Annotated in this window: 13 protein-coding genes; 12 read left to right on the plus strand and 1 reads right to left on the minus strand. The window is 68.7% G+C overall.

Going from position 1 to position 13,096, the window contains the following annotated elements; genetic code table 11:
- Positions 1 to 106 precede the first annotated feature (106 nt).
- From CAL29_RS03275 to CAL29_RS03290, 4 genes are all read left to right on the plus strand, one after another.
- Complete coding sequence (locus CAL29_RS03275) at positions 107 to 1,105, plus strand: Bug family tripartite tricarboxylate transporter substrate binding protein (RefSeq protein ID WP_094851549.1); 999 nt, start codon at positions 107 to 109, stop codon at positions 1,103 to 1,105.
- Between the two features lie 47 nt (positions 1,106 to 1,152).
- Complete coding sequence (locus CAL29_RS03280; RefSeq protein WP_179283886.1) at positions 1,153 to 2,532, plus strand: MmgE/PrpD family protein; 1,380 nt, start codon at positions 1,153 to 1,155, stop codon at positions 2,530 to 2,532.
- 64 nt (positions 2,533 to 2,596) lie between these two features.
- Positions 2,597 to 3,580, plus strand: coding sequence for a Bug family tripartite tricarboxylate transporter substrate binding protein (locus CAL29_RS03285; RefSeq protein WP_094851551.1), 984 nt, complete (start codon positions 2,597 to 2,599; stop codon positions 3,578 to 3,580).
- A gap of 118 nt (positions 3,581 to 3,698) precedes the next feature.
- Complete coding sequence (locus CAL29_RS03290; RefSeq protein ID WP_094851552.1) at positions 3,699 to 4,601, plus strand: NAD(P)-dependent oxidoreductase; 903 nt, start codon at positions 3,699 to 3,701, stop codon at positions 4,599 to 4,601.
- A 73-nt stretch (positions 4,602 to 4,674) separates the two neighbouring features.
- Here the strand turns inward: CAL29_RS03290 and CAL29_RS03295 are convergent, their stop codons facing one another.
- Entirely contained in the window at positions 4,675 to 5,496 is an 822-nt protein-coding gene (locus CAL29_RS03295) for an N-acyl homoserine lactonase family protein (RefSeq protein ID WP_094851553.1), read from the minus strand.
- Positions 5,497 to 5,713: 217 nt separating this feature from the next.
- Here CAL29_RS03295 and CAL29_RS03300 point away from each other — a divergent pair, with 217 nt between their 5' ends.
- The 8 genes from CAL29_RS03300 to CAL29_RS03335 are packed head-to-tail and all read left to right on the plus strand — an operon-like array spanning position 5,714 to position 13,022.
- Positions 5,714 to 6,457 carry an SDR family NAD(P)-dependent oxidoreductase gene (locus CAL29_RS03300; protein ID WP_094851554.1) on the plus strand — a complete coding sequence of 248 codons (744 nt, stop codon included), beginning with the start codon at positions 5,714 to 5,716 and terminating at the stop codon, positions 6,455 to 6,457.
- 15 nt (positions 6,458 to 6,472) lie between these two features.
- Positions 6,473 to 7,441, plus strand: coding sequence for a branched-chain amino acid ABC transporter permease (locus CAL29_RS03305; RefSeq protein WP_256977164.1), 969 nt, complete (start codon positions 6,473 to 6,475; stop codon positions 7,439 to 7,441).
- Positions 7,441 to 9,318 (plus strand): branched-chain amino acid ABC transporter ATP-binding protein/permease, encoded by a 1,878-nt coding sequence (locus CAL29_RS03310; RefSeq protein ID WP_094851555.1) that lies wholly within the window; start codon positions 7,441 to 7,443, stop codon positions 9,316 to 9,318. The genes CAL29_RS03305 and CAL29_RS03310 overlap by 1 nt, the downstream gene beginning before the upstream one ends.
- Complete coding sequence (locus CAL29_RS03315; protein ID WP_094851556.1) at positions 9,308 to 10,018, plus strand: ABC transporter ATP-binding protein; 711 nt, start codon at positions 9,308 to 9,310, stop codon at positions 10,016 to 10,018. Before CAL29_RS03310 ends, CAL29_RS03315 begins: the two co-directional genes overlap by 11 nt.
- 44 nt (positions 10,019 to 10,062) lie before the next feature.
- Positions 10,063 to 11,283 (plus strand): ABC transporter substrate-binding protein, encoded by a 1,221-nt coding sequence (locus CAL29_RS03320; RefSeq protein WP_094851557.1) that lies wholly within the window; start codon positions 10,063 to 10,065, stop codon positions 11,281 to 11,283.
- Between the two features lie 24 nt (positions 11,284 to 11,307).
- The gene (locus CAL29_RS03325) at positions 11,308 to 12,258 is read left to right on the plus strand and encodes an NAD(P)-dependent oxidoreductase (protein ID WP_256977166.1); all 951 of its coding nucleotides are present in this window, start codon (positions 11,308 to 11,310) and stop codon (positions 12,256 to 12,258) included.
- 4 nt (positions 12,259 to 12,262) lie between these two features.
- Positions 12,263 to 12,652 (plus strand): cupin domain-containing protein, encoded by a 390-nt coding sequence (locus tag CAL29_RS03330; protein ID WP_094851559.1) that lies wholly within the window; start codon positions 12,263 to 12,265, stop codon positions 12,650 to 12,652.
- Positions 12,653 to 12,695: 43 nt separating this feature from the next.
- Positions 12,696 to 13,022 (plus strand): NIPSNAP family protein, encoded by a 327-nt coding sequence (locus CAL29_RS03335; protein ID WP_094851560.1) that lies wholly within the window; start codon positions 12,696 to 12,698, stop codon positions 13,020 to 13,022.
- Positions 13,023 to 13,096: the final 74 nt, after the last annotated feature.

Consider the following 13,096-nt stretch of genomic DNA (forward strand, 5'->3'; position numbering starts at 1 on the left):
AGAGGAAGCGGCCTACAGTCTGCCTTGCGAGACAAAAACAAATCAAGTGTCGGACCGATCGCCGCCTGTTGCATCGCGGCAAGGATCCGGCCCAGGAGGAGACGGCATGAACACGCTTCATCGGCGCCGGGCGCTCGCCCGCGCGTTGCTCCCGTTCGCTTGCGCGGCCCTGTGGGGCGTGCGCGCCGAGGCGGCCTACCCGGACCATCCCATCAAGCTCGTCGTGCCCTTCGCCGCCGGCAGCGCCGCCGACACGCTGTCGCGCGTGGTGGCCTCGGCGCTGGCCGAGCAATTGGGCCAGCCCTTGGTGGTGGACAACCGCGGCGGCGCGGGCGGCACCATCGGCACGGTGGACATCGCGCGCGCCAAGCCCGACGGCTACACCCTGGGCATCGCCGCGCAGGGCACTCTCGTCAACAACCAGGTGCTTTACCGTTCGCCCGGCTACGACTCGATCAAGGACTTCAGCTTCATCAGCGAAATCGCCGACGTGCAGAATCTCCTGGTCGTCTCCGAGAAGTCGCCTTACCACAGCGCGCGGGCGCTGCTGGACGCCATCAAGGCCAAGCCGCCGGAGACCTTCCGCTATTCGTCCAGCGGCGTGGGCACCAGCCACCACATCGCCGGCGCCACCGTGGCGAAGTACCTGGACAAGCCGATGATGCACGTCCCCTATACCGGCGCGCCGCAGGGCCTGAGCGCCATCCTGAGCGGCGACGTCGACATGGGCCTGTATAACCTGCCCGCGGCCATCGGCCTGGTGAAGTCGGGCAAGCTGCGCGCGCTGGCGGTCACCGGGCCCAGGCGCTCGGCCCTCTTGCCGGATATCCCCACGCTGGACGAGAGCGGCCTGAAGGGCTATTCGGTGACGCTGTGGTGGGGGCTGGTGGGGCCGGCCGGGCTGCCCGCCGACGTTTCGGCGCGCCTGTATGCGGCGCTGGACAAGGTCATGAGCAATCAGGCCCTGCGCGACAAGCTGATCGGCCAGGGCTTCACTTTGCCCGATACCCCCATTCCCAAGCCCGCCGCCTTCCAGGACCTGGTGCGGCAGGACCTGGCCAAGTGGGTGCCCGTGCTGAAGGAATTGGGCACGGCGGCGCAATGATTCCGCCGCGACACGCCAAGAACGACCAAGTACCAAGGAAACCTAACGTGCAATCCCTTTCCGAGACGCCGCCCCTGGCGCGCCGGCTGGCCGATCTCGTCCTGTCCATTCCCGACGAGGAACTTCCGGCGCTGGCGCTGGAGCATGCCAAGATGAGCCTGGCCAGCACGCTCGCCAGCGCCGCCGTGGGCTACGGCATCGCGTCCGCCCGCATCATCCGCGAGCTGGAGCTGGCCGACGGCGGCGCGGAGACCGCTGCCGTCTGGTTCGACCGCCGCCGCCTGCCGCTGGCGAACGCCGCGCGGGTCAACGCGGTGGCGAGCGACGCGGCCGCCTCGGACGACAGCGATATGCGCAGCATCGCGCACATCGGCACCATCGTCTCCAGCGTGGCGCTGGCGGTGGGCGAGCGCGAGGGATCGAGCGGCCGCGACGTGCTGGCCGCCATGGTGCAGGGCTACGAGGTCGCCGGCCGCATCGACGAGTCGCTGACGCCCGCGCGCATGCAGCGCGGTTTCCATGGCTCCTATTCCACGGTGTTCGGCGCCTGCGTCGCGGCCGGCCGCTTGCTGCGACTGGATGCGCGGCGGCTGGCCCATGCCATCGCGCTGTCGGCGACGTCGATAGGCGGCATGGCCATCGCGGCCGACACGAGCTGGGCCCGCGAGTATCACGCCGGCCTGGCGGCGAGCACGGGCATCCGCGCCGCGCTGGCGGCGCAGCGCGGCTTCGAGAGCGAGCTGGGCGTGCTGGAGCGGCCGCGCGGCTTTCTCGATGCCCTGGGCGGGCAGGCGCGCGAGGACATCGTGCGCGACTGGGGCGCTTCCTGGGACATCGTGACCGACATGGCCATCAAGCTGATGCCGGGCGCCCATCCCTTCCACGCCACCGCCGAGGCGGCGGCCGAGGCGGCGCGCGCCGGCCGCGTGCGGCAGGACGATATCGCGCGCATCGTCGTGTCGTCGGCGGTGCAGTGGACCGATTTCAAGGGCGAGCCGCATCCGCGCAATCTCGTCGACGCCGCCCATAGCCTGCACTATTTCGTCGCCGCGGCCATCGCCGACGACGGCTTCTCCTGGCAGCACATGGACGAGGCCAGGATGGCCGATCCGGCGATCGCCGCGTTGCAGGACAAGGTCGAGTTCGATCCCGATCCGCCGCCGCTGCCGGACCGCTTTCCGCACCGGCATGGCGGCACGGTCGCCATCCACATGAAGGACGGCAGCGTGCATCGCGGCGTCTGCGTCGCGCCGCGCGGGTCGGGCGCGCGCGGCATCGATTGGCGCGACGTGGAGGACAAGTTCCTGCGCCTGTTCCCGCGCGCCGGCTTGCCGGCGGACGCGACGGCGGCCTGCCTGGAGGCCGTCAGGCATCTGGACCGGGCCGATTCCATCCGGTCCCTGATCCATCTGCTGGGCAGGCGTTGACCGTATTCCCGACCTGGACCAACAAGGCCGGAAAGGCCGCCCCAAAACGAAGAGAGGAGACACCATGAAACGACGCATCGCATTCGCACTGGCCGGCATCGCCCTGTGCCTGGGCCTGGGCCGGACGGCCGCGGCCGCCGACAGTTTTCCGTCCAAGCCCGTCACCATCATCGTTGGCGTGGCGCCGGGCGGCAGCCTGGACGCGCTGGCCCGGCTGCTGGCCACCGAGCTGGGCAAGGTGACGAACAACACCTTCGTGGTGGAGAACGTCACCGGCGCGGGCGGCCTGCTCGGCTTCCAGCGGCTGACCCGCTCGCCGGCCGACGGCTACACGCTGATGTTCAGCAACCAGTCCATGGTGCTGATTCCCTTGCTGTATCCCAAGGCCGGCCTGGACATCGTGAAGGACACGACGGCGATCGGCACGGTCGCCAACGTCCCCATGGTGCTCAGCGTGAGCAACCAGAGCGGCATCCAGGACCTGCCTTCCATGTTGAAGGGCATGCGCAGCGGCGCGCTGAAGCTGTATTTCGGCTCGGGCGGCCCCGGCACGACCGCCCATCTGGCCGAGGCGCTGTTCCTGCAGATGGCCGGTGTGAAGGCCGAGCTGATCCAGTACCGTGGGTCGGGTCCGGCCATCACCGATTTGATGGGCGGCACCATCCAGGCGGTGCTCGACCAGACGGTCACCATGCTGCCCCTGCATAAAGGCAAGCAGGTCAAGGCCATCGCGGTGGCATCCAAGGAGCGCCTGCCGCAGATGCCGGACGTGCCGACCTTCGCCGAGGGCGGGGTGCCGCAGTTCGACCTGCAGATATGGAATGGGCTGGTCGGTCCCAAGGGGATGCCCAAGGACGTGGTGGCCAAGCTGGCCGACGCGGTGTCCAAGGCGGTCCAGACGCCCGCCTTCCGCGAGCGTATCGATACACTGGCCGCGCGGGTCCCGTCGCCGGAGGAGCGCAATCCCGCGGCCTTCACGAACACCTTGAGGCGCGACCAGAAGCAGTTCGCCGACCTGGCCAGGAAGATCGGCCTGGAACCCCGTTGAACCCGCGGCCGCGCTCGGGCGCGGCGTGGGTGCTTTATTTTTTGCCGCTGGGCCTTTGAAGGCGAAAAATGCCTTTGGGGGGATAACAAGCGGAATAGAGACTTTTTGGAGGAAGGAAATGAGCGACACGATCTACGGATTCATTGGACTGGGCAATATGGGCGGCCCCATGGCGGGGCGCCTGCTCGACGCCGGCTGCACCTTGCACGTCACGGACAGCAATCCGGCGGCGGTGCAGCCGCTGGCGGCGCGCGGCGCCGTGGCCCACGGCAGCGCGCGGGAAGTGGGCGACGCGGCCGACGTGGTGTTCCTCAGCCTGCCCGACGGCAAGGTGGTGGAGAAGGTGCTGGGCGGCGAGCAGGGCCTGGCGCGGGCGAGCCGGGCCAAGTGCGTGGTCGACCTGTCGACCATCGGCCCCGCGGCGGCGCGGCGCGCCTTCGAGATCCTGGCGGCGCAGGGCATCGAGTACGTCGATGCGCCCATCAGCGGCGGCGTCAGCGGCGCCGAGCGCGGCACGCTGGCGATCATGGTCGCCTGCCCGCCGGCGCGCTACGAGGCCCTGACGCAGGTGCTGGGCAATTTCGGCAAGCCTTTCTATCTCGGCGCCGAGGCCGGCCAGGCCCAGGTGATGAAGCTGGCGAACAACCTGCTGTCGGCCACGGCGGTGGCCATTACGTCGGAAGCCATGGCGCTGGGCGTGAAGGCCGGGCTGGACCCGAGCGTCATGATCGACGTCATCAATGCCGGCTCGGGCCGCAACTCCGCCACCATGGAGAAATTCCCCAAGGCGGTGCTGACCGGCACCTTCAACGTGGGCTTCGCCGCGCGCCTGGCGCACAAGGACGTGCGCCTGTGCCTGGAAGAAGCCGAACTGCGCGGCGTGCCCATGGTGGTGGGCTCGTCGGTGCGCGAGATGCTGGTGATGACCACCGCCATTTGCGGCCAGGACGCCGACTATGCCGACGTGGCCCGCGTCGTGGAGGACTGGGCCGGCGTCAAGGTCCGTGCGAAGAAGCCCTAGGCGTCGCCGGCCTGGCCCGCGCCGCCGGCCCAGGCTGCGCCGCGCGCCGGCGCGGCCCGGCGCGCGGCGGGGTTCAGGCGGAAGGCGCGACGTCCAGGCGCACCACCTTGCCTTCGAGGCTGGCGTCGGGCGCGGGGTAGCGCTGCATGACCAGGGGATCGTGGCCCGGCACGATGTGGGCCTCGGAATCGGCCATGGCGCGCACGATGGCGTAGCCCTCCAGCATGTCGGCCACGTTGTGCACCAGCGGGAAGGGCGCATTGCGGCCGATGTTGCCGTACAGGTGGGACGCGTCCGAGGCCAGCACCACCCAGCCGCGCCGGGTCCAGACGCGCACGATCTGCAGGCCCGCGGAGTGGCCGCCCACCAGGTGCAGGGACAGGCCGGGCGCGAGCTCGACGGTACCGCGGTGGAATTTCACGCGCTCCGCGTACACCCGGCGCACGAAGGCGACGACGTCCTCGATGTCGTACGGGTGGCGCATGATCGCGTGGCACATGCAGCGGCCGGTGGCGTAGGAGACCTCGGCGTCCTGCACGTGCAGGGTGGCGGCGGGAAAGTCGCCCAGCGTGCCCGCGTGGTCGTAGTGCAGGTGGGTAATGACGATGTCGCGTATCGACGCGGCGTCGATGCCCAGCAAGGCCAGCCCCTGGGCCGGCCGCATCAGCAATTGGCGGCCGCGCTGCGAGGCCGCGTCTTCGCCGAAGCCGGTGTCGACCAGGTAGACCTCCTGCCCGCGGCGCAGGACCCACACGAAGTAGTCGAGGTCGGAGTCGGCGTCATGGAAATCGACGGTGCCCAGGTAGTTGTCGGAGGCGCGCCGATTGGCGTGATGCGCGTAGCGGATGGCATAGACCTCGAACGGATCGGGGGCGTGCCCGGAAGCGGTGCTCATGGTTGTCTCCTGTCGTTGTGTCCTGCGTTCTGTCCGGTTGGGCGCGGCGGCCGCGGCACGCCCTGGGCGGGATCAGGGTAAATCCTTAAATGAAATGCTTGTGTGACTGGTATTCAATCATACAATCAGTCTATAGTACAAAGGTACAACGATAATAACTATCCGGAAAAAGACGACGCGGCCGGCAACGCCGGCATCCGCGCGCAAAGGAGACGGTATGGGAGTGCTCGAAGGAAAAGTCGCGGTCGTCACCGGCGGCGCCGGCGGCATCGGCCTGGAAATCGCGCGGGCCTACCTCCGCGAAGGCGCCAGCGTAGGGATACTGGACATCGACGCGAAGGGCCTGGCCGAGGCCGCGCGCCAATTGCCGGGCGTCCAGGCGCTGTCCTGCGACGTCTCCGACCGGGCGCAGGTGAAAAGCGTGGTCGACGCCTATGCGGCGCGGGCGGGCGGCCTGGACATCCTCGTGAACAACGCGGCCTATTTCTACTACGCGCCGCTGGTGGACATGCCCGAGGACAAGGTGTCCCGGATGATAGACGTGGGTCTGAAGGGCGCCTTGTGGTCCTTGCAGGCCGCCACGCCGCACCTGGTCGCGCGCGGCGGCGGCGCGGTCATCAACCTGTCCTCGGTGGCCGTGTCGGTGTCCATTACCAACGCGGCGGTGTACAGCGCTATCAAGGGCGCGCTGGACACCCTGACCCGGCAGCAGGCGGTGGAGCTGGGCGCGCACGGCATCCGCGTCAATGCGCTGGCGCCGGGACCCGTGGTCACGCCCGGCGCGAGCTCGGTGATTACCGAGGAGGGCTGGGCCAAGCGGCGCGGCCGCACGCCGCTGAACCGCCTGGCCACCGGCGCCGACATCGCCGAGGTCGCGGTGTTCCTGGCGTCCGATGCCAGCGCGACGGTGGCCGGCGTCACGCTGAAGGTGGACGGCGCGATGACCGTCCAAGGCTACTGACGCGGCCCCTTCGCCATGGACATGACCGGATTGCAGATCCAAGTCGAGGCCTTCCTGCAGGCGCTCACCGCCGGCGTGCTGGTCGGCGGCCTGTATGGCTTGATGTGCGTCGGGCTGGCGCTGATCTTCGGCATCATGCGCGTCATCAATTTCGCCCAGGGCGATTTCATGATGCTCGGCATGTACGTGACGTATTACTTCTCCATCCTGCTGGGCGCGCACTGGCTGGCGGGCTCCGTGCTGGGGCCCTACGTGTCGGTGCTGCTGGCCGTGCCCGTGATGTTCGCGGTGGGCTACCTGGCGCACCGCTTCCTGATTTCCCGCGTCACGGGCCGGCGCGGCGCCGCGCTCGACGGCGACGGCCACTATGCCCAACTGGTGCTGACGCTGGGCATCGCCCTGATCCTGCAGAACGGCGGCATGATGGTGTTCGGCCCGCAACTGGTGTCGCTGCGCACGCCGCTGTCGAGCAGCGCCTGGGAGATCGGCCCGCTGTGGGGCGACTACGTCAGCGTGTTCGCCAACAAGGGCCGCACCGTGGCCGCGCTGATCTCGGTGGCCGCCATCCTGGTGCTGTGGGCGGTGATCGCGCGCAGCCGCCTGGGCAAGGCCCTGCGGGCTTCGGCCGACAACCCGGTCGCCGCTTCCTACATGGGCATCGACGTCAATCGCTCATACCGCCTCGCCTTCGCCCTGGGCACCTGCGTGACGGCGTTGGCCGGCGGCCTGCTGGCCACCAATTTCCCCTTCCATCCCTTCGTCGGCCTGGAGTACGTGATCATCATGTACGCCGGCGTGGTGCTGGGCGGCATCGGCAGCATCCTGGGGGCGTTCTGGGGCGGCATGGCGATCGGACTGGTGCAGCAGTTGTCCGCGCTGGTGCTGCCGATGCAATTGCAGAACGCGGCGATCTTCGTGTTCTTCCTGTTGATCGTGATGCTGCGGCCGCAGGGATTGTTCGGCCGGGTATCGGAGCGGACGTGATGAAACGACTGTCGACTCCCCTGGCGTTGCTGCTGCTCGCGGCGATCTACCTGGCCGCCGCGCTGCTGGTGAGTAATGCGTACCACCAGTTGATCTTCACGCTGGTGCTGGTGTGGGCCTGCTTCGGCCTGTCCTGGAACATGCTCAGCGGCTACACGGGCCTGGTCTCCTTCGGCCATGCGGCCTTCTTCGGCCTGGGCGCCTACGCGACGGTGCTGGGGCAGATCTACCTGGGCCTGTCGCCCTGGGCGATGCTGCCGCTGGCCGCCGCCATCGGCGCCGTCGCCGGCGTACTGGTGGGCCTGCCCACCTTCCGCCTGCGCGGGCACTACTTCGCATTGGCGATGCTGGCGTATCCGCTGGCCTTGCTGTACGTATTCGAGTGGCTGGGACTGCAGGAAGTGACCTTTCCCATGCAGCGCGAGCATCCCGCGCTGTTCATGCAGTTCGCCGACCGGCGCTACTACACCGTGGTCGGCCTGGCCATGCTGCTGGTGTTCGCATGGATCACCCTGCGCGTGGAGCGCACGCGCTTCGGCATGGCCCTCATCGCCATCAAGCAGAACGAAGCGGCCGCCGAGGCCGCCGGCATCGACACGCTGCGCTGGAAACTGCGCGCCATCGCGTTGAGCGGCGCCATCGCGGGGGCCACGGGCGCCTTCTACGCCGTGGTGCTGCTGGTGGTGACGCCGTCCTCGGTGTTCGGCATGCTGGTGTCGGCGCAGGCGCTCACGGTGTCGATGTTCGGCGGCGTCGGGACGGTATGGGGGCCCATCATCGGGTCGGCCATCCTGGTGCCGCTGGGCGAGCTGCTGCATGCCGAGCTGGGCGCCACCTATCCGGGCATCCAGGGGGTGATACTGGGCGTGGCCATCATCGCGGTGATCCTGGCGGCGCCGGAGGGCGTGTTCTGGAAGCTGCGCGACGCCTTGCAGCGGCGCAGGGCCGAACGCGGCCAGGCCATGGCTGCGGCGACTGCCGCGGGGACCGCGGGACCGGCCGGCGTCGAGGGCGAGGACGAACCCCGCCCACGGACGCTCCAGCCCGTCCAGCCCACGGAGCCTGCCCAGCCCACCTCGTCTGCCCCGTCCGTCCAGCCCGCCCGGTCCTCGAACGCCGCGTCCGCCGCGCCCGCCGCCGGCGACATCATCCTGGACGTGCAATCGGTATCGCGCAGTTTCGGCGGGCTCAAGGCCGTGCAGAACGTCAGCTTCTCGGTGCGCCGCGGCATGATCCTGGGCATCATCGGCCCCAACGGCGCGGGCAAGACCACGCTGTTCAACCTGCTCAACGGCTTCCTGCGGCCGGACACCGGCAAGGTGATCGTCAACGGCGTGGACATGGCGGGCCGCAAGCCGCACGTGCTGTGCGCGGCGGGCGTGGGCCGCACGTTCCAGGTGATGCGGCCCTTCATGCGGCTGACGGTGGCGCAGAACGTCAAGGTGGGCGCCTACGTGCGCGCCCGGGACGAGGCGCAGGCCGAGGCGCTGGCGGCGCAGGCCATCGCGCGCGTCGGCCTGTCCGATTGCGCGGGCAAGATCGCCGCGCTGCTCACCACCCGCGAGCTGCGCCTGATGGAGCTGGCCCGCGCCGTGGCCGGGCAGCCCGAACTGCTGCTGCTGGACGAAACCCTGGCCGGCCTGGGGCATGGCGAGGTCGACGACATCGTCGGCGCCATCCGGGCGCTCTCGGCCGAAGGCGTCACCGTCGTCATCATCGAGCACACCATGCAGACCATGGTGCGCCTGGTCGACGAGTTCCTGGTGCTGGACCACGGCCAGGTGCTGACCCGGGGCGACCCGCAGTCGATCACCCGCGATCCCCAGGTGGTGCAGGCCTACCTGGGCAAGAAGTGGAGCGCGCAACATGCTGCTTGAGATCGATCGACTGGAGGCGGGCTATTCCGCGGCGCCGGTGCTCAAGGGTGTATCGGTGACGGTCGGCGAGGGGATGTTCGTCTCCGTCGTGGGCCCCAACGGCGCGGGCAAGAGCACCCTGTTCAAGACCATCTCGGGCAGCGTCGCGGCCCGCTCGGGAAGCATCCGTTTCGACGGGCGCGACCTGCTCGCGGTGCCCGTCGACCGGCGCCCGCACCTGGGCATCGCCCACGTGCCGGAAGGGCGGCAGGTGTTCGCCTCGATGACCGTGCGGGAGAACCTGGAGATGGGCGCCTATACCGAGGCCGGGCGGCGCGACTGGGCCCGCAACCTGGAGCGCATCCATGCCTGGTTTCCCGTGCTCGAACAGCGCGCGCGGCAACTGGCGGGCACGCTGTCGGGCGGCGAGCAGCAGATGGTGGCGATCGGCCGGGGCCTGGCGTCGTCGCCGCGCCTGCTGATGCTCGACGAGCCGTCGATGGGCCTGGCGCCCGCCGTCGCCGATTTCATCTTCGAACGCCTGATCGACATCCGGCGGGAAGCGAACCTGACCATCCTGCTGGTGGAGCAGCGGGTGGCGGAGGCGCTGCAGTACGCCGACCGGGGCTACGTGCTGGAAACCGGGCGCGTGGTGCTGGAAGGCACGCATCAGACGCTGCAGGCGGACGACCGCGTCCGCCGCGCATACCTTGGGATGTAGAACGTGAAGCGCCCCGAGCGGGCGGGAAAGGCGAGGAGATCGACATGCAGAAGAAATCCGCGGTTTTCAGTTTCATGGCGGGCGTGGCCCTGGCTGCGAGCCTGCTGCCGGGCGCCGGCGCCGTGGCCGAGCCGGCGCCGGTGAGCGTCGGCCTCATCGCGCCCATGTCGGGCATCTATGCGCGCTACGGGCAGGTCATGCGCATGGGCGCGGAGATGGGCGTCAAGGACGTCAACGACCAGGGCGGCATCAAGGCGCTGGGCGGCGCCAAGCTGAAACTGGTGGTGGTCGATTCCGGCGATTCCACCGAGAAGGCCAAGAGCGCGGCCGAGCGCATGGTGTCCGACTACCCCGACCTGGTCGTCGCCACGGGGGCCTACCTGAGCTCCTTCACCCTGGCCGTGACCGAGGTGACGGAGCGGGCCAAGCTGCCGATGCTGACGCTGTCGTATTCCGACCTCATCACCTCGCGCGGCTTCAAGTACATCTTCCAGACCTCGGCGCCGGCCGGCAAGCAGGCCGATATCGCCCTGCCCAGCATTCTCGAACTGGCGCAGAAGGCCTCGGGCAAGCGTCCCAAGACCGTGGCCATCGTGACCGACAACACGGCTGCCTCGCTGTCCACGGTCAAGGCGCTGAAGGACGGCCTGTTGAAGAAGAACGGCCTGGAGCTGGTCGTCGACGAGACCTTCACGCCGCCGCTGGCCGATGCCTCGTCCCTGATCCAGCGCGTGCGCTCGCGGCGGCCCGACCTGCTGTTCTTCCTGCCTACCGTGATCTCCGACGCCAAGCTCATCCTGGAGAAGATGAACGAGACCAACGTGAAGGTGCCGGTGATCTCCTTCGGCATCGCCATCGCCGAGCCCGAGGTGGTCAACACGGTCAGCCCGGCGCTGCTCAACGGCGTCATGTCGGCCGTCGGCAATTGGGGCGCCAAGGGCCAGGAAGCTTTGATCCAGCGCATGAAGACGGAATACAAGGAGCCCTGGATGACGCAGAACGCCATTTCGACCTATGGCGACATATGGATCATGAAGGCGGCCCTGGAACGCGCCGGCAAGGCGGACCGCGAGGCCGTCGGGCAGGCCATGCACGCGCTGGACGAGGGGCCCAGCCCGTATTTCCCCGGCGGCGTGATCAAGTTCGACGAGGCCGGGCATCGCGTCGGCGCGACGCTCACGGTCATCCAGTGGCAGAACGGCGTGCCGGTCACCGTGTTCCCGGAGGCGCAGGCGGTGGCCAAGCCGATCTGGCCGGGCAAGTAGGCGGGTTGCCCGCCGCTGCGTGGGTTGAGTGGGTCGGACACGACATCAGGAAATCAGGAAGGTAGGCAAATGGACAGGAATCGAATCGGCTTCATCGGTTTGGGCAATATGGGCGGACGCATGGCGCGCCGGCTGGTCGACGCCGGCATCGCGGTGTTGGGCTTCGACACCGACTCGTCGCGCGCGTCGGCGGCGGGGGCCGAGGCCGCCGCGACGATTGGCGACGTCGTGGCCGGCGCCGACGTGGTGCTGCTGTCCTTGCCCGACAGCAAGGTGGTGGAGGCCGTGGTGGAGGGCCCGGGCGGCATCCTGGAAAACTGCCGTCCCGGCCAGATCGTGGTCGACCTGAGCACGGCGGCGGCCAGTTCCACCGTGCGCCTGGGTGCGCGCTTCGCGGCGTCTGGCGTACAGTATGTCGATGCCGGCATATCGGGCGGCGCGGCGGCGGCGGAGAAGGGCACGCTGACGCTGATGGTCGGCGGCGACCCCGGCGCCATCGCGGCCCTGGACTGGATATTCGCGCCCATCAGCGCCAAGGTGGTGACGATGGGCGCCAGCGGCGCCGGGCATGCCACCAAGCTGCTCAATAATTTCCTGAACGCGGTCAGCCTGGCGGCGACGGCCGAGGTCATGGTGGCCGGCAAGAAGGCGGGCCTGGACCTGCATCGCCTGCTGGACGTGATCAATAGCAGCAGCGGGGTGAACTTCGCCTCGCTCAAGCGCTTTCCGTTCATCGTCGACGGCGATTACCTGGAGGGAGGCCTGACCAGCAAGCTGATGACCAAGGACGTGGTGCTGTACGTGGACATGGCGCGCGAGCTGGGCGTGGCGTCGCTGAACGCCGCCGGCCCGGCCGCCTGCTTCGGCCTGGCCACCGCGCTGGGCTATGGCGACCAGATCAGCAATCGGGTGGTGGACGCCATCGGCGATGTGTCGGGCGGCGTCCGTTTGAATAGCGTTTCAACCAAGGAGTAGCGACATGCAAGTATTTCACGGCCGGGACCAGGGTAAGCCTTCGGAGCAGCGTGGTCCGACGTTCACCGGCGTGGTGTGGGCCGATCCGGTCATGCCCACGTCGGACAACGTCGGCATCAACCACGTGTTTTTCTCGCCGGGCGCGCGCACCTTCTGGCACGCCCACGAGTACGGCCAGGTCCTGCACGTGACCGCGGGCCGCGGCTGGATCTGTTCCGACGGCTCGCCGCCGCAGGAAATCCGCCAGGGCGACGTGGTCTGGATCCGTCCCAACGAACGGCACTGGCACGGCGCGGCCGCCGATACCTTCATGGCGCACCTGGCCATCTCGCTGGGCAAGGCCGATTGGCAGGAAGAACTGCCGCAAGCCGAGTATGCTCAGGCGGGACGCTGAACCCGCGTCACCCGCGTCACGCGACGCTGCAAAGGAAACGCCAATGATCATCGAAACACGCATCTACCATTGCCTGCCGGGCCGCCTGCCGGCGCTGAACGAGCGCTTCAGCAAGACGACGCTGGAGTTCTTCAAGAAATACGGGATCCGGCCCATCGGATTCTGGACGACGCTGGTCGGTTCGAGCAACCACGCGCTGACCTATATGCTGCAATGGGACAGCATGGAAGAACGCGAGCGCAAGTGGAACGCCTTCCAGGCGGACCCGGAATGGATCGCCAAGCGCGCCGCCAGCGAAGCGGAGAAGGCCATCGTCGAGCGCATCGAGAACAACTTTCTCGCGCCGACGGACTATTCGCCCATGCGTTGACCGTTCGTTGGCTGTTCGTTGACCGTTGACGGCCATGCCCCAAGGACGCGCGCCCGCCCGGCGCCGCGTCCCTT

Origin of the sequence: Bordetella genomosp. 10, from assembly GCF_002261225.1 — a bacterium.
In the GTDB taxonomy this organism is placed as follows: domain Bacteria; phylum Pseudomonadota; class Gammaproteobacteria; order Burkholderiales; family Burkholderiaceae_B; genus Bordetella_C.